At 38.6% G+C, this 21,656-nt stretch carries 23 protein-coding genes; 22 read left to right on the top strand and 1 reads right to left on the bottom strand.

Going from position 1 to position 21,656, the window contains the following annotated elements; all coding sequences use genetic code 11:
* Positions 1–158: 158 nt before the first annotated feature.
* The 12 genes from N0O92_RS16380 (at position 159) to era (ending at position 10,995) form a co-directional block, all read left to right on the top strand.
* A complete protein-coding gene (locus N0O92_RS16380; protein WP_315615736.1) occupies positions 159–1,514 on the top strand; it encodes an NfeD family protein in 1,356 nt (451 codons plus the stop codon).
* Between the two features lie 3 nt (positions 1,515–1,517).
* Positions 1,518–2,519, top strand: a complete 1,002-nt coding sequence (gene floA / locus N0O92_RS16375; protein WP_315615735.1) for a flotillin-like protein FloA — start codon at positions 1,518–1,520, stop codon at positions 2,517–2,519.
* A gap of 39 nt (positions 2,520–2,558) precedes the next feature.
* Entirely contained in the window at positions 2,559–3,086 is a 528-nt protein-coding gene (locus tag N0O92_RS16370) for a hypothetical protein (RefSeq protein ID WP_315615734.1), read from the top strand.
* 107 nt (positions 3,087–3,193) lie between these two features.
* Positions 3,194–3,484: a sporulation protein YqfC gene (gene yqfC / locus N0O92_RS16365; protein WP_315615733.1), complete on the top strand. Its 291-nt coding sequence runs from the start codon at positions 3,194–3,196 to the stop codon at positions 3,482–3,484.
* Between the two features lie 44 nt (positions 3,485–3,528).
* Complete coding sequence (gene yqfD / locus N0O92_RS16360; protein WP_315615732.1) at positions 3,529–4,728, top strand: sporulation protein YqfD; 1,200 nt, start codon at positions 3,529–3,531, stop codon at positions 4,726–4,728.
* 5 nt (positions 4,729–4,733) lie between these two features.
* Positions 4,734–5,720, top strand: a complete 987-nt coding sequence (locus N0O92_RS16355; protein ID WP_315615731.1) for a PhoH family protein — start codon at positions 4,734–4,736, stop codon at positions 5,718–5,720.
* Positions 5,721–5,927: 207 nt separating this feature from the next.
* Positions 5,928–8,090: an HD family phosphohydrolase gene (locus tag N0O92_RS16350; protein ID WP_315615730.1), complete on the top strand. Its 2,163-nt coding sequence runs from the start codon at positions 5,928–5,930 to the stop codon at positions 8,088–8,090.
* Positions 8,087–8,560: an rRNA maturation RNase YbeY gene (gene ybeY / locus N0O92_RS16345; RefSeq protein WP_315615729.1), complete on the top strand. Its 474-nt coding sequence runs from the start codon at positions 8,087–8,089 to the stop codon at positions 8,558–8,560. Before N0O92_RS16350 ends, ybeY begins: the two co-directional genes overlap by 4 nt.
* The gene (locus N0O92_RS16340; protein ID WP_315615728.1) at positions 8,544–8,930 is read left to right on the top strand and encodes a diacylglycerol kinase family protein; all 387 of its coding nucleotides are present in this window, start codon (positions 8,544–8,546) and stop codon (positions 8,928–8,930) included. Before ybeY ends, N0O92_RS16340 begins: the two co-directional genes overlap by 17 nt.
* A 26-nt stretch (positions 8,931–8,956) precedes the next feature.
* Positions 8,957–9,700: a DUF502 domain-containing protein gene (locus tag N0O92_RS16335; protein WP_315615727.1), complete on the top strand. Its 744-nt coding sequence runs from the start codon at positions 8,957–8,959 to the stop codon at positions 9,698–9,700.
* Complete coding sequence (locus N0O92_RS16330; RefSeq protein ID WP_315615726.1) at positions 9,693–10,091, top strand: cytidine deaminase; 399 nt, start codon at positions 9,693–9,695, stop codon at positions 10,089–10,091. Before N0O92_RS16335 ends, N0O92_RS16330 begins: the two co-directional genes overlap by 8 nt.
* Positions 10,084–10,995 carry a GTPase Era gene (gene era / locus N0O92_RS16325; RefSeq protein WP_315615725.1) on the top strand — a complete coding sequence of 304 codons (912 nt, stop codon included), beginning with the start codon at positions 10,084–10,086 and terminating at the stop codon, positions 10,993–10,995. Before N0O92_RS16330 ends, era begins: the two co-directional genes overlap by 8 nt.
* Positions 10,996–11,077: 82 nt before the next feature.
* Here the strand turns inward: era and N0O92_RS16320 are convergent, their stop codons facing one another.
* The gene (locus tag N0O92_RS16320; RefSeq protein ID WP_315615724.1) at positions 11,078–11,227 is read right to left on the bottom strand and encodes a hypothetical protein; all 150 of its coding nucleotides are present in this window, start codon (positions 11,225–11,227) and stop codon (positions 11,078–11,080) included.
* Positions 11,228–11,390: 163 nt separating this feature from the next.
* Here N0O92_RS16320 and N0O92_RS16315 point away from each other — a divergent pair, with 163 nt between their 5' ends.
* From N0O92_RS16315 to N0O92_RS16270, 10 genes are all read left to right on the top strand, one after another.
* Positions 11,391–11,537, top strand: coding sequence for a YqzL family protein (locus N0O92_RS16315; protein WP_315615723.1), 147 nt, complete (start codon positions 11,391–11,393; stop codon positions 11,535–11,537).
* A gap of 39 nt (positions 11,538–11,576) precedes the next feature.
* Positions 11,577–12,326, top strand: a complete 750-nt coding sequence (gene recO, locus N0O92_RS16310) for a DNA repair protein RecO (protein ID WP_315615722.1) — start codon at positions 11,577–11,579, stop codon at positions 12,324–12,326.
* A gap of 312 nt (positions 12,327–12,638) precedes the next feature.
* On the top strand, positions 12,639–13,529 hold the full coding sequence (glyQ, locus tag N0O92_RS16305) for a glycine--tRNA ligase subunit alpha (RefSeq protein ID WP_315615721.1): 891 nt from the start codon (positions 12,639–12,641) through the stop codon (positions 13,527–13,529).
* Positions 13,522–15,603 carry a glycine--tRNA ligase subunit beta gene (gene glyS, locus N0O92_RS16300; RefSeq protein ID WP_315615720.1) on the top strand — a complete coding sequence of 694 codons (2,082 nt, stop codon included), beginning with the start codon at positions 13,522–13,524 and terminating at the stop codon, positions 15,601–15,603. The genes glyQ and glyS overlap by 8 nt, the downstream gene beginning before the upstream one ends.
* 116 nt (positions 15,604–15,719) lie before the next feature.
* Positions 15,720–16,355 (top strand): transcriptional regulator CcpN, encoded by a 636-nt coding sequence (gene ccpN, locus N0O92_RS16295; protein ID WP_315615744.1) that lies wholly within the window; start codon positions 15,720–15,722, stop codon positions 16,353–16,355.
* 21 nt (positions 16,356–16,376) lie between these two features.
* A complete protein-coding gene (locus N0O92_RS16290; RefSeq protein ID WP_315615719.1) occupies positions 16,377–17,192 on the top strand; it encodes a pyruvate, water dikinase regulatory protein in 816 nt (271 codons plus the stop codon).
* Positions 17,193–17,480: 288 nt separating this feature from the next.
* Positions 17,481–17,942, top strand: coding sequence for a YaiI/YqxD family protein (locus N0O92_RS16285; RefSeq protein ID WP_315615718.1), 462 nt, complete (start codon positions 17,481–17,483; stop codon positions 17,940–17,942).
* Positions 17,943–17,998: 56 nt separating this feature from the next.
* Entirely contained in the window at positions 17,999–19,798 is a 1,800-nt protein-coding gene (gene dnaG, locus N0O92_RS16280) for a DNA primase (RefSeq protein ID WP_315615717.1), read from the top strand.
* Positions 19,799–19,847: 49 nt separating this feature from the next.
* Positions 19,848–20,969, top strand: a complete 1,122-nt coding sequence (gene rpoD, locus N0O92_RS16275; protein ID WP_034625024.1) for an RNA polymerase sigma factor RpoD — start codon at positions 19,848–19,850, stop codon at positions 20,967–20,969.
* A gap of 155 nt (positions 20,970–21,124) precedes the next feature.
* Positions 21,125–21,652 (top strand): hypothetical protein, encoded by a 528-nt coding sequence (locus N0O92_RS16270; protein WP_315615716.1) that lies wholly within the window; start codon positions 21,125–21,127, stop codon positions 21,650–21,652.
* Positions 21,653–21,656 lie beyond the last annotated feature (4 nt).

Below are 21,656 nucleotides of genomic sequence, written 5' to 3'. Positions count from 1 at the left end.
TGAGGCGTTTTTTGCTTTCACTAGAGCTTGAATTCGTTTTCGTGATAGAATAAAAAGGATAGGTTTAACGAAACGTATACATGAAATGAGTGAAAAAATGAAACCTTGATGAAATCTGTTTCGTAGAAGATGATAACATCGAAGAAGGGAGGGGAAATATGAGGTTAATACGTATGCGGCTTATGTGTTCTGTCTTTTTTCTTCTATTAGCAGCCTTGCTAATACCGATACAGTCTTTTGTATTTAGTGAGGAAGAGACACAAAAGGACGCGGTTGTGTATTATATCCCGGTTGAACAAACGGTGGAGCGTGGACTCGAAGCCTTTATGGCCCGGTCGATTCAAACGGCCATAGAAGATGGGGCGACTCATATTGTGTTAGAAATGGATACGCCAGGTGGTGCTGTTGACGCAGCTGGTAATATCGCTATGTTAATTCAAGAAACTGATCTTCCTATTATTACATTTGTTAGAAATAAGGCGATTTCAGCAGGGGCCTATATTGCACTGAACACCGATCAAATTATTATGGCACCTGGGGCTACAATGGGTTCAGCGGCTGTCATTGATGGAGCAGGAAACGCAGCTGATGATAAAACACAATCATATTGGTTATCAGAAATGCGGAGTGCTGCAGAGTTAAATGACAGAGATCCGCAATATGCACTAGCTATGGCTGATCAACGCATTGATTTACCTGAATTAGGGGCACCCGAAGGAGAATTGTTGACATTGACCGCACAGCAAGCCATTCAAGTAGAGTATGCGGAGGCGATTGCTTCTAACCGTACAGAACTTCTTGAATATCTTGAGCTTGGCAATGTGGAAGAGCGAGATATGGAGGTTAGTTTCTCGGAGCAAATTGCAAGATTTGTCACTCACCCAGTAGTCATTCCGATTCTGTTGTCAATAGGAAGTTTAGGACTTGTCCTTGAATTATACTCACCGGGTTTTGGTGTGCCTGGAATTATGGGGATTTCTGCCTTGTTATTATTTTTCTTTGGTCACATGTTTGCAGGGTTTGCTGGTTGGGAATCCATGATTTTATTTGTCATTGGATTTTTACTCATAATGGTTGAGATTTTTATTCCTGGATTTGGGATATTTGGCTTATTGGGGATTGGCGCGATCATTGGTGGAATGCTTCTTGCTTCATTTTCAACAGCTTCTATGTTGATCTATATTGCGATCGCACTCGTTATTTCCACGGTAGCAGCCATTTTCATCTTTAAGTACTTTGGTCACCGTGGTCCAATGAAGAAAATTGTCCATACAGCTTCAACTAACACTGAAGAGGGGTACATTTCGAATGAGACTAGAAAAGAATTAATTGGTCAAATCGGAACGACTTTAACCCCATTACGTCCTTCTGGCTCGGCCGTTTTTGAGCAAGAGCGTCTTGACGTTGTTTCCGAGGGAGGATATATTGGACAGGGTAGCAAAATTGAAGTTGTGTATACAGCTGGTTCACGCATAGTTGTGCGTGAGGTAAAAGAACAATTAAAGGAGGAGTAAAGAATGGTATTAGATGCTGGTAGTGTTACATTGTTAATTGGTTTAGCGATTTTATTAATTTTACTAGCCGTATTGTTTACATTTGTTCCAGTTATGCTGTGGATTTCTGCTTTAGCTGCAGGAGTTCGAATTGGAATCTTTGAGTTAGTTGGAATGAGGTTACGTCGTGTTATCCCTGCAAGAGTTGTAAATCCATTAATTAAAGCGGTGAAAGCTGGTCTGGATCTTAGCACATCGAAGTTAGAGGGCCACTACTTAGCTGGTGGTAACGTTGACCGCGTAGTTAACGCTTTGATTGCTGCGCAACGAGCGAATATTGAATTAAGCTTTGAGCGTGCAGCAGCAATTGACTTAGCTGGTCGTGACGTACTGGAAGCAGTTCAAATGAGTGTTAATCCTAAAGTAATTGAAACGCCTTTTATTGCAGGTGTTGCGATGGATGGAATTGAAGTTAAAGCAAAAGCACGTATTACAGTTCGAGCTAACATTGACCGTTTAGTCGGGGGTGCTGGTGAAGATACGGTTATTGCGCGTGTTGGTGAAGGGATTGTTTCTACAATTGGTTCGGCAACCAATCACAAAAAAGTGTTGGAAAATCCAGATATGATTTCTCAAACGGTTCTTTCAAAAGGATTGGATGCAGGTACCGCATTTGAAATTCTTTCAATTGATATTGCAGATATTGATATCGGCAAAAACATTGGAGCTGAATTGCAAACGGATCAAGCGGAAGCTGATAAGAAAATTGCTCAAGCAAAAGCAGAAGAGCGTCGTGCAATGGCTGTAGCGAAAGAGCAAGAGATGAAAGCGAAAGTTGAAGAAATGCGTGCGAAGGTTGTGGAAGCAGAGGCTGAAGTTCCGATGGCACTTTCTGAAGCTTTACGTCAAGGAAACATGGGTGTTATGGATTATATGAACTATCAGAATGTAATGGCTGACACGGATATGCGTGATTCCATTAGTAAAGCAACTGATGGAGATTCAGGCAACAAAAAGGGTGAATAATCATGATTCCTCCCCTAAAAATGAAAGGAGGAGATGAATGTGCCTTTAGAAAACTTACTTGAGTTTATTGCTCAAAATTTTATCTTTGTTGCTGTTCTTATTGGTGGTCTTATTAGTATGTTCGGTCGTATGGCTGGTGGTGGGCAAGAGCAACAGGAAAAACGTCGAAACACTAATCAAAGACCAAGACAGCCTCAGCAACAGGAAGAGCAAGTGGATTGGCGTGATATCTTCAAACAAGAAGAGATGAAGCCAGAACCACAGCCACAGCCTGTCCAAGCTCAAACAATTGAACAACCACAGCTCGACGTCCCACTCGAAAGGGATCTAAGGGAGCAAGAGCTCCGAGATCGATATGATGAATTACGTAAAAAAAGAGAAAAAAATCCTGAGTGGAATCGCAAAAAGCGTGAGGAAACAACAAAGGTCTCAAGAGACAGGGAAGGACTTGACCTTCAGTTGAACCGTTTATCTAATCAAGAAGCGATGAAAGCTGTGGTATGGTCTGAAATTCTTGGTCGACCGCGAGCTCGTCAACCACATAATACGTTTGCAAGAAAACGTTAAAGAAGCTGTGCCTACTTGGCACTGCTTCTTTTTTTTGTATTGAAAACGATTCGTTGTGATATCAACTGACCATTGATCATAAAGATTAGAGGAGAGGGGGTTCACTTATGAAAAAGATGAGACAGCAAATGAAGAACTGGATGACTAAACAACTGCAATTGCCTGCGGATGTCATGATGGACCTGCCGCGTATTACAATGATTGGCCAGTTGCATATATACATTGAAAACCATCGTGGTGTTCTAAGATTTTCAAATCAGGAGCTTCGTTTATTACTAAAGCACGGACAATTATTGATAAAAGGTGATCATTTTGTCATAAAAACAATATTACCTGAAGAGCTTCTGCTTGAAGGGCGAATTGATCAAGTACTCTATCTAGACGATTCACGTACATAGCAGACGATTAAGTATATGTATGTTTTAAAGGGGGAAAAACTACAATGAAGAATAATTGGACTAACCATTTACATGGCTATGTGCGAGTGAGGATAGATGGTGATTATCCAGAGAGGTTTTTAAATAGGTGTATTGAAGAGGAGATTTCAATATGGCAGATAAAGAAGATTGGTGATAATCGTATTGTCTGTTATATGAATGTAGAAGATGCCAAGCGGATTCGACCTCTTCTTAGAATGACAAACTGTAAAGTATCCTTTATCCAGCGAAATGGTGTGCCGTTTTTGATAAGGCGAATGATCGTTCGTTCTGGGTTCATCGCTGGTCTTGCAAGTTTTTTAGTTATTATGTTTATCCTCTCAAATATGGTTTGGGGGGTTGAAATTAAGGGGGCTTCTCCCCAAGTAGAACATGAATTAAGACAAGTTGTAACAGAAATGGGGATAAAAAGAGGAGCTTTTCAATTTTCCCTTCCGAGTGTCGAACTGATTCAAAGAGATGTTACAGAATTAGTTCAAGGTGCAACATGGGTTGGTGTGAGGCAAAAAGGGACGACCTTCGAATTTGAAGTAGTGGAGCAACAACTCCCAGAAGAAGCAGAAAGGTATAGTCCAAGGCATTTAGTAGCAACAAAAAAAGCAATCATTCATAAAATCTTCGTTGAACATGGCCAAGCTATTGTAAAACCAAATGATTTTGTACAAAAAGGAGATCTTCTTGTTTCTGGCTATATTGGCAAGAAGGATGCAGAAGATGAGGAAAAGGAGTTAGTCCCTGCTCAAGCAGTCGTTCTTGGTGAGATCTGGTACCAGTCTACCGTTTCGGCATCTTTAGATACACTTTTTACAACATTAACTGGTGAAAAAAAATCAAAGCATTATATATCGCTATCTGGATTTGATATTCCTATTTGGGGGTTTGGTTCTATTCCTTTTGAAGAATCAGCTGAGTCTTTACATGAAAGACCATTCAGACTTTTTAACTGGTCTTTGCCGATTACGTATAAACGAAATGATTATCTTGAAACCAAACGACATGAACGTTCGTATACAAAAGAAGAAGCCGTTCGCGCCGCTCGGGAGCGAGCTCGTGTTGAATTAATAAATGATTTGCCACATGATGCTGAAATCATTGGCGAAAAAGTTTTGCACGAAGCAGTTGAGAATGGTAAAGTAAACTTACGGATACATTACCAAGTAATAGAAGATATCACATCGGAGCAACCGATTATTCAAGGAGATTGAGTCTATTGTCAGAAACGAAAACAGTACAGTTAGAAGTCAAGAATGCCAATGAGACACAAGCTCTTATTGGTCCTAATGACAGACATCTGAAGCGAATAGAAGAGCATCTTGATGTATCATTAGTCACCCGTGGTGAGGAAGTTGTTGTAACGGGAGATAGTAGCAAGATAGAGATCGTTCGCCAAATAATTTCAACTTTAATACAATTAATACGAAAAGGGATTTCTATTTCTGAAAGAGATGTTGTTTATGCTGTTCAATTAGCAGAGAATAATCGTCTTGAAGAGTTACTTGAGCTGTATGATGAAAAAGTGGCAACGAATGCTAAGGGAAAACCCATTATTGCCAAAACACTTGGACAACGTCATTATGTGTCTGCATTGAAGAGAAAAGATATGGTGTTTGGAATTGGACCAGCAGGGACAGGAAAAACCTATTTATCTGTCGTCATGGCTGTGACGGCTTTAAAGGAAGGCCATGTGAAACGAATTGTTTTAACCCGTCCTGCTGTTGAAGCGGGTGAAAGTTTAGGGTTTCTTCCTGGAGACTTAAAGGAAAAAGTAGATCCGTACTTGCGTCCTCTTTATGACGCATTGCATGATGTATTAGGGATGGAGCAAACGGTTCGATTAATGGAACGTGGCACGATTGAAGTTGCACCACTTGCCTATATGCGTGGTCGGACTTTAGATGATGCCTTTGTCATATTAGATGAAGCACAAAATACAACAAGAGAACAAATGAAGATGTTTATAACAAGACTTGGGTTTGGATCAAAAATGGTCATAAATGGGGATCTAACTCAAATTGATCTGCCACGCGGGAAAAAATCGGGTCTAAAAGTTGCTATTGAAATTTTGGACAAAGTGAAAGATATTGCTTTTATCTACTTGCAACAATCAGATGTTGTTCGTCATACCCTTGTACAACAAATTTTGCAAGCGTATGAAAAACAAGATGCTGAGCAGAAGGAGCAGAGCGAAAAGTCGTAGCTCTTTGTGGAAATATGCCTACCTTAGGAGGTATGGATATGAGGAGGTTGTCTCAAATTAAAGTTTCTGACCCCCCGAGCACACAATTAGGAGTATGCATGGAGACAGTATGCAGATTCATTATTGTATCTCGTTGGGATGGACAGATCTTTCTGAGGCGGCCTCCTTGCTTTTCATTAAAAAGTGGAAGGGAATGAGGTGAATCATTTGAAGAGGAGATCATCCATTGATCAACAAAAGTGGTGGAAGCGGCTACGTGATCATCAATACATACGAGGAATACTTTTTTTTACTGTGGGAGTCATTTTATACATATTGTTATTAGGGAATATTATTCCTGAAACTTTGGATGTACGCCTTTCGCAAATTGCGGATAAAGATATTCGGTCCCCGATTACAATTGAGCATCAAACTGCTACTGAGGAAAGGCGAAGTGCGGCTGTAGATGAAATTGGACCAGTCTATGATTTGAAAAGAGAATATGCCCAAAATCAAGTTAAAAAAGTGGATGATATTTTCGATCTAGTTAATCAAATTAAAAATGAAGAACCAGACCTTAACGAAGTAGGAGAAGATACAAGTGAGGAAGATATTTTAGAATGGCGCGTTGAACATGTGAAAGATGTTTTATCTTTACGAAGGAACAATGGCATTACGGATCAGACGCTTATCACATTATTAGAAGCGTCGGATTCACAATTACAAATTGCAAGAGAGACTACAACAAATGCTGTTCACGAAGTAATGAGTGAGCGAATTTCTATTCGTGAATTAGCGGATGCAAAACAAGAAGTGAGCAACCAAATCGCCATATCAACGGTAACGAGTCGTTTATTAGATGCGATGATGGAAGTTGCTCAATTTGCGATCATTCCCAATTATATATATGATGCTAATGCAACAGAACAAGTAAGACAAGAAGCTGCTGAAAGTGTTGAACCTGTTTTAATAAGGGAAGGTCAATTGCTTGTAAAAGAAGGGGAAATGATTACTCATGACATCTATGAACAGCTTCGTATTGTCGGGTTATTAGATGGCTCCTTTAATATTTTTCCATATATCGGACTAGTGTTGCTCGTTTTACTTATTATGGGTATGTTGGCTTACTATGTAAATGAAGCGCAAACTTCAGTTCAGAAAAATAATAGTCACCTATTAATGTTCATGTTAATTTTTATTGTAACGGTGGTTATTATGAAAATAACGAGTCTTCTAGAAGGTCTAGAAATTCAAGGGATTGGTTTTGTTGTACCTGTTTCAATAGGAGCGATGCTAATAACATTGCTAATTCATACTCGCCTCGCATTATTTACTGGTATTATGTTTGCCGTAATTGGCAGTATTATGTTCAATAATGAGACAGTTGGGACGTTTCATTTTACGTATGGTTTTTATATATTATTTAGTTCTTTTGCAGGTGCCTATTTTTTAGATAAGTCAAATCGGATCTCTAGAATTCTTCGTGCCGGATTGTTTGTTTCGGCTATTAATATCGTAGCCATTGTTGCGCTCCTGTTTATGAAATCCGTCCAAAGCGGCTGGTTTGAAATTGGGATGCATGTTGGATTTGCGTTTCTATCTGGTTTTGTAGCAGCGGTTTTAACAATTGGTTTATTGCCGTTTTTCGAAGCAGGATTTGGCATTCTGTCAACATCAAGACTAATTGAGCTTTCAAGCCCGAACCATCCACTCTTACGGAAGATTTTAGTAGAAGCTCCAGGTACGTATCATCATAGTGTTGTTGTGGGGAACTTGGCTGAAGCTGCTTGCGAAACAATTGGAGAAAATGGATTATTAGCACGTGTTGGTTCTTATTATCATGATTTAGGGAAGACGAAAAGGCCTCATTTCTTTATCGAAAATCAAATGAGGATGGAAAATCCACATGATAAAATTTCTCCTCAGTTAAGTAGAACGATTATCATTGCACATCCTTATGATGGAGCTGATTTATTGAGGGAATACAAAATGCCTAAAGAAATTATCGATATTGCTGAACAACATCATGGTACAACTTTATTAAAATATTTTTATCACAAAGCTAACCAAGATGCGGAACAGCCAATACCAGAAGCACAATTTCGCTACCCAGGTCCCAAAGCGCAGACAAAAGTTTCGGCTATTGTCGGAATTGCAGATAGCGTAGAGGCAGCTGTGCGGACGATACAAAAGCCAACTCCAGACAAAATTGAAACGCTCGTGCGAAAAATTATTCAAGATAAACTAGAAGATGGCCAATTTGATGAGTCTGATTTAACATTAAAAGAATTAGATCAGATCGCAGTATCTATTCTTGAAACATTAAAAGGAACCTTCCATCAAAGAATTGAGTACCCAGAGGATGTAAAAGGAAAGGGAGAAAAAGCATGAATGTAATCGTCGATTTTAATGATGAAACAAATAGTATAACGGAAGAACAACAAAAGTTGATAGAGTCTGTTATTTTAAAAACAGCTGAGCTAGAACAATTAACGGGTGACATTGAAGTATCGGTTTCGGTTGTAGATGAGCAGCGAATACAGGAAATTAATAAAGAGTATCGTGATAAAGATCAACCAACCGATGTTATTTCATTTGCTTTAAACGAACAAGAAGAGGATGAACCTGAGTTTGTCTACTCTGAGGATATGCCTAACATTCTTGGAGATATCATTATCTCTTCCCCTCATATAACAAGGCAGGCAATGGAGTATGGTCACTCTTTTGAACGGGAATTAGGATTTTTAACGGTTCATGGAATGTTACACTTGCTAGGCTACGACCATATGACAGAAGCCGATGAGAAGGAAATGTTCTCAAGGCAGGAGGACATTTTGGCAGCTTATGGGCTTACAAGATAGAAATAAGAGAGGGTTTAAACGTTTACTCAGGTCATTTTCCTATGCTTCTCAGGGGTTCGGCTACGTCGTAAAAAATGAACAAAATATGCAAATTCATTTGGTTGTTGCAACGATTACTTTACTAGCTGCCTTTTTGTTGGATTTTCCAGTCACTCATTGGTTATTATTACTAATAGTGATAGCTGGAATGTTTGCTTTAGAAATTATGAACACGGCGATTGAACGAACGGTCGACTTAGTAACAGAAGAGTTTCACCCTTTAGCTAAAAGGGCAAAAGATATTGCGGCAGCTGCCGTCTTTGTGTACTGTTTGTTTGCTGTTATAATTGGCTGCATTCTATTTATTCCTGCATTACTCGCACTGTTTTAGAAAAGGTTGAGAGGAGTCTCCTCTATATGTGGAAAAGATTTCAAAAAAATATTATTGCAGGCATTATCTTTTTGTTACCTGCGATAGCAACGATTTATGTAATACAATTTTTATTTGGATTAATCGATGCATTTCTCGGATCTTTTATAACAGATGTATTAAAAGCGTTGAATATCATTACTACGGAAGAAGGCCGGATATACTTTCTTGGTGTATATACACCTTTTTCTGAACGTCTACTAGGAATTGGTTTTGTCTTAACAATTTTACTAATTACATGGGTTGGAGCGATGCGAATTCAAGGGAAAGGTCATAAAATATTCGGTACGATTGATCGTTCTTTTCGTAAAATTCCAATTGCCAATTCCATTTATACATCTGTAGAACAAGTTATTCATGCTTTTGCACAAGAACGTTCTTCTTTTAAAAACGTTGTGCTTGTAGAATATCCAAGGAAAGGCCTTTATACGGTTGGTTTCCAGACAGGGGAGTCAAAAGGAGAAGTGCAAAGAGTTACCTCTAGAGATTGTATTAACGTGTTTCTACCAACCACACCTAACCCAACCTCTGGGTGGCTTGTCCTTGTACCAAGGGATGATGTGATTGTATTAAACATGACGGTTGAACAAGGGTTAAAATTTATTATTTCTGGAGGGGTTGTTGTACCGCCCGATCCAGAAGCTATTGTAGATAAAATGGAAACTGAATACGATGAGCAGGAAATGGTCGTTCATGTACGCTCAAGAAGAAAGGATGAGGACCTTGAATAAAGAAGAATTAATAGTTGAAGCTAAGCGGGCGCGAGAAAAAGCGTATGTTCCGTATTCGCATTTTCCTGTAGGTGCAGCTCTACTTATGGGGAATGGCGAAGTTTACCGAGGTGCTAATATTGAGAATGCTTCATTTGGGCTAACTAATTGTGCTGAACGGACAGCTTTATTTAAAGCTTATTCAGATGGAAATTGTGACGTGAAAATGATAGCAGTCGTAGCAGGAACAGACAGGCCAGTATCACCCTGTGGTGCATGTCGTCAAGTAATGGCCGAGCTATGTTCCAAAGATACACCCGTTATCTTAACAAATTTAAAAGGTGATATTACAGAAATGACGGTAGAAGAATTACTACCAGGAGCATTTACAGCGGAGGATATGGATGAATAACGAAAAAGGATTTAAGTCAGGATTTGTTTCTATTATTGGTCGACCGAATGTTGGGAAATCAACGTTGTTAAATCATGTGATTGGACAAAAAATTGCGATTATGTCAGATAAACCGCAAACAACAAGGAATAAGATTCAAGGTGTTTATACAAGCAATGAATCTCAAATTGTTTTTATTGATACTCCAGGGATACATAAACCCAAGCATAAACTTGGTGACTTTATGATGAAGGTAGCACAAAATACATTGCGTGAAGTAGATTTAGTTCTATATGTTGTAGACGCAACGGAAGCTTTTGGATCAGGAGAAGAGTTTATAATAGAACGTTTGAAAGATACAACCACTCCTGTGTTTCTTGTTATAAATAAAATTGATAAAATTGCACCAGATGATTTGCTAGGTGTTATTGAAACGTATCGTACAAAATATGATTTCAAAGAAGTGATCCCTATTTCGGCGTTACAAGGAAACAATGTTCCAACCTTAATGGAGCAAATTACAGAGTACTTAGAAGAAGGACCGCAATATTATCCGAGTGATCAAGTAACGGATCACCCTGAGAGATTTGTCGTAGGGGAGCTCATTCGTGAGAAGGTGTTACATTTAACAAGAGAAGAAATCCCTCATTCAGTTGCCGTCAACATTGAACAGATGAAGAAACGCGACAATAGTGATACCGTTTATATTGGAGCAACCATTATTGTAGAACGCTCTTCCCAAAAAGGAATCATTATCGGAAAACAAGGTTCAATGCTAAAAGAAGTAGGAAAGCGAGCAAGAGGAGATATTGAAGCGTTACTCGGTTCAAAAGTCTTTCTTGAAATTTGGGTAAAAGTCCAAAAAGACTGGCGCAACAAACCAGCCCACCTCAGAGACTTCGGATTTAGAGAAGATGAATACTAAAGATTTAAAAGAAACAGGGCGCCCTTCCCTGTTTCTTTTAAATCGAAGCGCTGAGCGGAGCCGCCGTAATGTTATAAGCCTTTTAAGTGGTCTTCTTAAAAGGCGCACGGCGAGAGAAGCCAGCGCCACCATGTTCGCATGAATCAGGAGAAAAGGGTGCTCTTTCTTTTTCTTTTAAAACTTTAATCAATTCCTTAAACAATGGATGGGCGAATATCCATTGTTTTTTCATGTATAACCAATTATCATAGTTATAGATAAACAAATAATGGAACTAGTGAATGTCAAGTTATTTCAATTAACAATATTTCCTTATCATGATTCTAGGAAAGTAGGTCATCATACAAGTATAGAGCGTAAGTCTAAGTCTTTTATATAGAAAGGTGGATTCTGAAATGCTCGATTTTTCATGGAAAGTCTTTTCAATGACAGGTAATGTAGATACGTATTTATTGTTGAAAGAACTAGAGCGGGATTCAGATGATCAATTCGGAACAGAAGACATGGAGGATTTTGAAACATCCGACGCTCCCACACACTAATGTATGTTGACACCTCACAAAGGACGTGTGGTGACAAACATGATTCAGAAAGTTGAAGGTATTGTGATTCGAACAACCGATTACGGCGAGTCCAATAAAATTGTAACATTATTTACGAGAGAGTTTGGAAAAGTGGGTGTTATGTCCCGTGGAGCGAAGAAACCGAAAAATCGGTTATCGGCTGCTTCTCAATTGTTTATTTATGGCACGTTTGTTTATCAACAAAGTCAAGGACTGGGTTCCCTCAGCCAAGCAGACATAGTAAATTCTTTTCGAGAGGTTCGAAGTGATTTATTTCGAGCCTCTTATGCAACATACATAGTTGAACTTACAGATAAGTTAACAGAGGAAAGAAGTAGAAATCCATATCATTTTGAATTGCTCTATCAGACGCTCTATTTTCTGAATGAAGGAATTGATTCCGATGTTTTGCTTAGAATTTACGAAGTTAAGATGCTTGCCGTTGCAGGGATTAAGCCAGAGTTAGACCAATGTGTGAGTTGTCGTTCAGCCGATGTGCCTGTTGCTTTTTCAATTCGACATGCAGGTTTTTTATGTAATCGTTGCTCGCATCGAGATGAAAAGGCGTATCGTATTTCAGGTCATACAGCAAGGTTATTGAGATTGTTTTTCTATATTGATTTACAACGCCTTGGACAAATTTCATTAAAAAAAGAAACGAAAAATGAATTAAAAGAAATACTATCTGCTTATTATGATGAGTATTCTGGATTAAGATTAAAATCCAAACGATTTCTCGAACAAATGGAGCGGATGCAAGATTTTTAAGCGGAAGATTGACACCTTAGCTGAAGATTTAGTATGATGCTAATAATAACATATGGTGCATTGATGGAAATTAGTACTGATCCTCTCTTAAGAAAGCGAACCTAGGATAGTGAGAGCTAGGGCTTATGATGATCAGGAAGGCATTCTGGAGCACATTCGATGAAAGTGATTAGAGAACCTACATTCTCTAATAAATAGGGTGGAACCGCGGGAGGAGCTCTCGTCCCTATGTCTTAATGACATAGGGATGAGAGCTTTTTCTTATACCTTGATTACTCGAATGACACCATAAAAAAGAAGGAGGAAGTAAAAGTGAATGTTCAAAATATGATTTTGACGTTACAAGAGTATTGGTCAAAACAAAATTGTATGATTATGCAAGCGTATGATACGGAGAAAGGAGCAGGGACGATGAGTCCTTTCACCTTGTTACGAACAATAGGACCAGAGCCGTGGAATGTAGCCTATGTGGAACCGTCTCGTCGTCCAGCGGATGGAAGATATGGGGAAAATCCGAACCGATTGTATCAGCATCATCAATTTCAAGTTATCATGAAGCCGTCTCCTATTAATATTCAAGAACTTTATTTAAAAAGCTTAGAGGCTCTTGGAATTAACCCATTAGAGCACGATATTCGCTTTGTTGAAGATAACTGGGAAAATCCAACACTAGGCTGTGCGGGTTTAGGATGGGAAGTATGGTTAGACGGAATGGAAATTACTCAATTTACCTATTTTCAACAAGTAGGTGGGCTAGAAGCGAATCCAGTATCGGCGGAAATCACTTACGGCCTAGAACGACTTGCCTCTTATATTCAGGACAAAGAAAATGTGTTTGATCTTGAATGGGTAGAAGGGTTTACGTATGGGGATATTTTCAAACAACCGGAATATGAGCATTCAAAATATACATTCGAAGTATCTGATACGCAAATGCTGTTTTCACTATTTGGAACGTATGAGCAAGAAGCAAAGAGAGCGTTAGATGAAGGGCTGGTTTTTCCAGCGTACGATTACATCTTGAAATGTTCCCATACATTTAACTTGCTCGATGCACGTGGTGCTATATCTGTAACAGAGAGAACAGGGTATATTGGACGAGTTAGGAATTTAGCACGTACTGCAGCAAAATTGTATTACGATGAACGAGAGCGTCTTGGGTTCCCAATGTTAAAAAAAGAGGAGGGAAACGTCAATGAGTAAGAGAGACTTCCTATTAGAAATCGGGTTAGAAGAATTGCCTGCACGATTTGTTACGAATTCGATTAATCAATTTAAGGAAAAAATCGAGACGTGGCTTCGTGAAGAGAGACTAAATTATGATACCATTTCTGCATTTGCTACACCGAGACGTCTTGCTATTTTGGTCGAAGGTTTGGATGAGAGCCAACCTGACATTGAGGAAGAAGCGAAAGGTCCTGCAAAGAAAATAGCTTATGATGGGGATGGAAATTGGTCCAAAGCTGCACAAGGCTTTGCGCGTGGCCAAGGTGTGGCAACTGATGATTTGTTTTTTAAAGAGGTAAAAGGAGTAGAATACATTTTTGCCAATAAGTTTGTTGCTGGGAAAAAAACCGTAGATCTTCTTCCGACGATGAAAGAGCTAATACTCTCATTGCATTTCCCTAAAAATATGCGTTGGGGTAGCAACGATTTACGCTTTGCTCGCCCAATTAGATGGCTTGTTGCTATGTATGGAGATGAAATTATTCCCTTTTCTATTACAGGAATTACATCGGGGAATAAAACCACTGGTCATAGATTCCTCGGGAATGAAATTGAATTAAAGACTCCGAATGACTATGTCGTTTCACTACTAGGAGAATATGTCATTGCAAACCCCGATGAAAGAAAAAGAGCCATTCGAAATCAAATTGAATCGATGACTGAGGGAAATGGTTGGGTTGTACCGATTGATGAAGATTTATTGGAAGAAGTCACTCATCTTGTAGAATATCCAACAGCGCTTTCTGGAAGTTTTGATGAGGATTTCTTAAAGCTTCCAAAAGAAGTTCTAATTACATCAATGAAAGAGCACCAACGTTATTTTCCGGTTCAAGATGAAAACGGTGATTTATTGCCTTATTTCATCACGGTTCGTAACGGAGATCATCAACACCTAGAAAATGTTTCTAAGGGGAATGAGAAAGTTCTTCGTGCGAGACTGTCTGATGCTGCTTTCTTTTATCATGAAGACCAAAAATTAGATATTAAAGATGCGCTTCAAAGGCTAGAACAAATCGTTTATCATGAAGAGCTTGGTTCTGTCGGAGATAAAGTAAGACGAGTAAGTCAAATTGTAGCTAAGCTTAGTGAACAACTTCAAGTTAATTCAACTACGCTACAGACGGCAAATCGAATCGCAGAAATAGGTAAGTTTGACCTGGTGACTCAAATGGTAAATGAATTCCCTGAATTACAAGGAAGAATGGGAGAAGTTTATGCGGAGCTAGCAGGAGAATCAAAAGAGGTATCAAAAGGAATTCACGAACAGTATAAGCCTCGCTTTGCAGGAGATACGAGCCCATCGACACTAGCAGGCACGATCGTAAGTGTGGCAGAAAAGCTAGATACAATAGTAACATGCTTTGCAATTGGTCTTATCCCTACAGGTTCACAAGACCCTTATGCTCTTAGACGCCAAGCAGCAGGTGTTGTTCAAATGCTTCATGATCACAAGTTGGAAATCACCCTTCAGCAACTTCTTAAAATAACGTTAGGAATTGCCGAAGGAAGGAAATTGCTTAAACGAGATTCTGAAGAGATTGAAAAAGAACTGTTTGATTTCTTCCGCTTACGTGTACGAGCATTGCTACAGGATCAAGGGGTTCAGTATGATATCATCGACGCGGTTTTAGTTGAAGAAATAGGGCACCTTCCAACTGTAATTCAAAAGGCGAAAGTGATTACCGAAAAAAGAGGGGATGTCGCTTTCAAAAAAGTTGTTGAGGCTCTTAGTCGTGTAACCAATATCGCCAAAAAAGCTGATGGTGGAAAAGCTATTGATTCGTCTTTATTTGAAAAAGAAGAAGAGGAAGCATTATTTAAGCATTATGAAGAGTTGAAAGTTCAGGTAGAAGTAGCTCTAGAAAAAGGAGATGCAAGTAGTGCTTTTGAGGCGCTCGCAAGTTCAGAACCGGTCATCAATCGATATTTTGACAATATAATGGTCATGTCTGAAAATGAGCAAGTTCGAGCTAACCGTTTAGCCCAAATGGATGAGCTGGCAAAGGTCATTCATACATTTGCTCAATTTCAAAACATTGTGTTCGCTTAGATCGAGTGTACTGAATTGACGGAAATCGAGCTTTTTCTTTCCAAATTGGCTTTCATTCGTATATAATATTTATATAATTAGTATGGCACTTTTATGTGCAAGGACGGTGAAAACCAATCGAACTTACAAAAAGACAAGAGCAAATTGTTGAGATTGTTAAGGAAAGCGGACCGATTACAGGCGAACAAATAGCGGAGCGTCTTTCTCTTACAAGGGCGACTCTTCGACCTGACTTAGCAATTTTAACGATGGCCGGATATTTAGATGCAAGGCCAAGAGTCGGATATTTTTACACAGGTAAGTCTGGCAATCAGATGTTAGCTGATAAAGTAAAGAACATCACAGTAAATGAATACCAGTCTAGACCTGTTGTCGTACAGGAATCTGCTTCAGTGTATGATGCGATTTGTCAGATGTTTCTTGAGGATGTTGGCACATTATTTGTGGTGGATAAACATATAACCTTAGTAGGTGTCCTCTCAAGAAAAGATCTTCTGCGAGCAAGTCTTGGTAAGCAAGCTCTAGAGTCCATTCCTGTTAGTATTATCATGACAAGAATGCCAAATATAACGGTTTGTAAACAAGATGATCTTATCATTGAAGTAGCTAATAAGTTAATTGATAAGCAAATAGACGGACTTCCGATCGTAGTCGAGGTAGACTACGGTTCACGTTTTGAAGTAGTTGGTCGAATTACAAAAACGAATATTACAGCACTATTAGTAGATTTAGCAAACGATGAAGTCATTTAAGAGTGGTGAGGAGGAGCGTTCATGGAAGAGGGTAGGCAACGCCCTGTTGTTTACGTCGTTTCAGATTCTGTTGGTGAAACAGCTGAACTAGTCGTGAAGGCGGCTGCTAGTCAATTTAGTAGCGCAGGGCTTGAAGTTAGACGAATTCCCTATGTGGAAGATAAAGAGACAATTGAAGAAGTGATTATTCTAGCCCGTAAGGCCCATGCATTAATTGCCTTTACGCTTGTTGTCCCGGATATTAAAGAGCATCTATTAACTCTCGCGGAAGAAGCTGGAGTTGATACAGTTGATATTATTGGGCCCATGTTGGAGAAGATAGGTACTCTTACAAAGAAGGCGCCTCGCTATGAACCGGGTTTGATATATCGATTAGATGAAGATTATTTTCGTAAAGTAGAAGCGATTGAGTTTGCTGTTAAATATGATGATGGCCGTGACCCAAGGGGGATCATTCGTGCTGATATTGTGTTAATTGGTGTATCACGTACTTCTAAAACGCCACTTTCTCAATATCTTGCTCATAAACGATTAAAGGTAGCGAATGTACCATTAGTTCCTGAGGTAGAGCCTCCTAAAGAATTATTCCATATAACACCGAAAAAGTGTGTAGGTTTGAAAATAAGCCCAGAGAAATTAAACGATATTAGAGCAGAGCGTTTAAAAGCTCTTGGTTTGAAGGCTCAGGCAAATTATGCGAACTTAGATCGAATAAAAGAGGAATTGGCTTATTCAGAAAAAATTATGAAACGGATCGGTTGTCCGGTCATTGATGTGTCAAATAAGGCTGTGGAAGAAACCGCAAATTTAATCTCTAGTATGTTTTTAAAAAAATAATAAAAAGTATCTTGCGCAAGCGCGTAAGATACTTTTTATTTTTTAACTAGTCAAAGAAGGGAAAGTTGCGTATAATAGAGAATTGTGATTCTAATAGCAAAGATTTTTTAGTCATAATAAAAAAAAGAACAAATAAATTTTAAAAGTCAAGACTTTTTCTTTGTTTTTTGGTAATGATAGTAAGGATAAAAAAAACGAACTTCGTTGAAGGGTTTTTATTCGACAAATATCTACGAAATTCTTTAAAATGATTGCAGGATTTTTGAAGGGGATGTTGAATTCAACTATATGAAACCTTCAGTAAAAACCATTTATGTTGACGCAGACGCTTGTCCGGTTAAATCAGAAATAGTAGAAATTTGTGAGTTCGTTACTCTTCCCATGGTATTTGTTTCATCATACTCACACACATTGACACTTCCGAGTACTGCAAAAGTTGTAACTGTAGATAATGAAAAAGAAGCTGTCGATTTATATTTGATGAACAATATAAAAAAAGGAGACATCTGTGTAACTCAAGACCATGCTCTTGCTTCTATTTTATTAGCTAAAGGGGTTATCGCATTATCTCCACGTGGGTTTGTCTATCGAGAAGAAACCATTTTGCAAATGTTAGACGCAAGATATGTTTCTCAAAAACATAGAAGAATGGGTGGAAAGACAAAAGGACCAAAACCTTTTCGACAAGAAGACCGTTCTAGATTTATTGAACAACTCACAAAAATTGTTACAGAAAAAGAAGGAACATAGCAAAAAAACTCGAATGTAAGAGAAATTGGTATGATTTTAAGATGGTGATGAACATAATGAGCAATCGAATTCCGGATGAAAAGGTTGAGTTAATTAGGCGCTCATCAGATATTGTCGAAATAATTAGTGATTATGTACAACTAAAAAAGCAAGGTCGACAGTATATTGGATTATGCCCCTTTCACGGAGAAAAATCACCTTCCTTTTCTGTATCACCTGATAAACAACTTTATCATTGTTTTGGTTGTGGTGCTGGTGGAAATGTTTTTTCGTTCTTAATGGAGTTAGAAGGATTATCATTTATTGAATCAGTAAGAAAACTGGGAGAACGAGCTAATATCGCTTTACCAGAGGCTACTGACCAAGAAAGAGTAGTGGAGGGTCCACAGTCATTGATGCGTTCAGCGCATGAACTGGCCGCAAAACTATATTATCACGTTTTAACTTTAACAGAACAAGGGTCCGAAGGCCGTGAGTATGTCAAAGAGCGTGGTTTTACAAGGGAACAAATTAATCATTTTCAGATTGGTTTTGCACCAGATCGCTGGGATTCGTTGGTCACTATTTTAACTAAACGAAATTTTTCGTTAGACACAATGGTTCAAGCTAGCTTATTAGGAGAAAGAGAATCAAAAGATGGGTATTATGATCGTTTTCGGAACCGGTTAATGTTTCCAATTTGGGATGGTCAAGGCAATGTAATTGCCTTTGGTGGACGCACCATCTCAGATGAAAAGCCAAAGTACTTAAATAGTTCAGACTCACCAATCTTTCATAAGGGGAACACCCTTTATGGCCTTCATTTGGCTAGACCTTCTATTCGAAAGCAAGGTTCTGTTGTGTTGTTTGAAGGATATGTTGATGTTATTGCAGCTTGGGGAGCGGGACTTTCTAATACAATTGCTACACTTGGCACCGCTTTGACGGAAGAACAAGCTAAGGTAATTAGGCGAAATGCAGAAATGGTTACCATTTGTTATGACTCTGATAAAGCAGGAACTAATGCGGCGTTTAGGTCTGCTGGAATATTAGAGCAAGTTGGATGTACTGTTAAGGTCGCTCAAATGCCAGAAGGGCTTGACCCCGATGACTATATTCGTACATATGGTTCAGAACGATTTAGATCGGATGTAATAGGGGAAAGTTTAACGTTAATGTCATTTAAAATGCGTTATTTGCGTAAAGGTAAGAATATGCAAAATGAAGCAGAGAGAATGAGTTATATTGAAGACGTCTTAACAGAAATAGCGACGTTGCCTCGAGCCGTTGAACGAGATCATTACCTAAGGCAAATTGCGGAAGAGTTTTCGATCTCTTTAGAAGCATTAAAGCAAGAACAGCTCCAAATTTATCGAACGAAGCGTAACCAGGAGCAGAATCAGTATTCATCAAAAGAGAAACCTACACAAACAAGAAAATCTACTTTCGAGACAAAGAAATTGTTGCCAGCTCATCAAAATGCAGAGCGATTTTTATTAGCTCACATGATGAGGGATGTAGAAGTGGCAGAACTTGTTCAAGAGAGAATTGGTGGCGAATTTCATATTGATGAACATCAGGCTTTAGCAGCTCATTTGTTTGCCTATTTTGGAGAAGGACATGAAGCGAGTCCTAGTCAATTCATACAAGGCTTACAAGATGAAAAGTTAATTAGAATTGCTACCGAACTTGCAATGATGCCTGTAAATGAAGATTATCAAGAGAAAGAATTGCTCGACTATATGAATTTGATTGAAACTTATCCAAAGCGGGTACAAATACAACAAAAAGAATTAGAAATGAAGCGAGAACGAGATCCGATAGAAGCAGCTAGACTGCTAATGGAAATTAATCGTATGAAACAAGAGCTTCACTAACGTGTATTGGCAAGAAGCTTTGGTGTGAACAATGGAAGGAGGGGATCGAATGGCAGATAAACCACTACGCCCATTAGCGGAAGGTGAATTGTCTATCGATCAAGTGAAAGAACAATTAGTGGAGATTGGTAAAAAGCGTGGGGTACTTACTTATGCTGAAATTACAGAAAAATTAGCAGCGTTTGATCAAGATTCTGATCAAATGGATGAGTTTTTTGAATATCTAGGTGAACAAGGGGTCGAAATTCTTAATGAGGCAGACGATGTTGTTCCGAATCTCCAACAAGCAGTAAAAGATGAAGAAGAATTTGATTTGAATGATTTAAGTGTACCACCAGGGATTAAAATAAATGATCCTGTCCGAATGTATTTAAAGGAAATTGGTCGTGTTCCCCTTCTTTCGGCTGAAGAAGAAATTGAGCTTGCCAAACGCATTGAACAAGGTGATGAAGAAGCAAAAAGAAGGTTAGCGGAAGCGAATTTGCGTCTTGTTGTTTCTATCGCAAAGCGATATGTCGGTCGTGGAATGCTATTTTTAGATCTTATTCAAGAAGGAAACATGGGACTTATCAAAGCAGTTGAAAAGTTCGACTATGAAAAAGGGTATAAATTTAGTACGTATGCAACATGGTGGATTAGGCAAGCAATTACTCGTGCCATTGCCGATCAGGCACGTACGATTCGTATACCCGTTCATATGGTAGAAACGATTAATAAGTTAATTAGAGTACAACGTCAACTTCTTCAAGATTTTGGTCGTGAACCAACACCGGAAGAAGTAGCTCAGGAAATGGAATTAACTCCAGATAAAGTGAGAGAAATTTTAAAGATTGCTCAAGAACCAGTTTCTTTAGAAACTCCTATTGGGGAAGAGGACGACTCACACCTTGGCGACTTTATTGAAGACCAAGAAGCGTTAGCTCCTTCTGATGCAGCAGCATATGAGTTATTAAAAGAACAACTTGAAGATGTTCTTGATACATTAACAGATCGAGAAGAAAATGTTCTACGTCTACGTTTTGGTTTAGATGATGGCCGAACTCGAACATTAGAAGAAGTTGGTAAAGTTTTTGGTGTTACTCGTGAACGGATTCGCCAAATTGAGGCGAAAGCATTGAGAAAGCTTCGTCACCCAAGTCGAAGTAAACGTCTAAAAGATTTTCTCGAGTAGTACATTTTCGTAAAAGGTTGTATTAAGGAAAAAAGAGTCTTTATATGGGTCTGGTTCCGAAGTAGAATGCATTGTCACTATCAATGACTATATGCGTATTGGGAATCAGGCCTTTTGGCTTGCCTTCTAAATTAAAGGCTTGCAGGAGGACAAAGATGGACAAGAACAGAAAAGAAATTATTATAAACGAAATACAGCATTGGAAAGCTACAAAGTTATTACCAGAGCATTATTGTGATTTTCTCTTGACGCTCTATACAGAAGGAGATCAAGACGTAGGTAAAAGCAATAAGAAACAGACAGGTTTGAACCAATTATGGTTCACGTTTTTGATTGTACATGTCTCATTTCTTTTAACAATTCTTGTCATTTATTTTACCGATTTTCTTTTAGTAATGCAAATGGCTTTTGTCGTTATATTAACGGCAGCCATATGGATAATTGCGAGTAAGTCAACCAATCAACTAGTATCTTCTTATTATTTCATGCTCATAGCTCTTATCTTTTTTTTGTTTTCAGTAGAAATAGCCGTATTGTTTTTTGAAACTTCTTATTCTATTCCGTACCTCACGATCATTCATTGTATTGCTTGGATTATAATTGGATGGCGTTTTTCGTTACGTATTTTTTTACTAGCAGGTGTTTTAGGTCTAGTCTTTGCGATTTATATTTTATTTAGCTAAAAAA

The sequence above is a fragment of the Alkalihalobacillus sp. MEB130 genome, assembly GCF_032335535.1.
In the GTDB taxonomy this organism is placed as follows: domain Bacteria; phylum Bacillota; class Bacilli; order Bacillales; family Bacillaceae_D; genus Halalkalibacter.
Note: the sequence above shows the minus strand (reverse complement) of the source record. Positions and strands in the feature narration are given on the sequence as shown.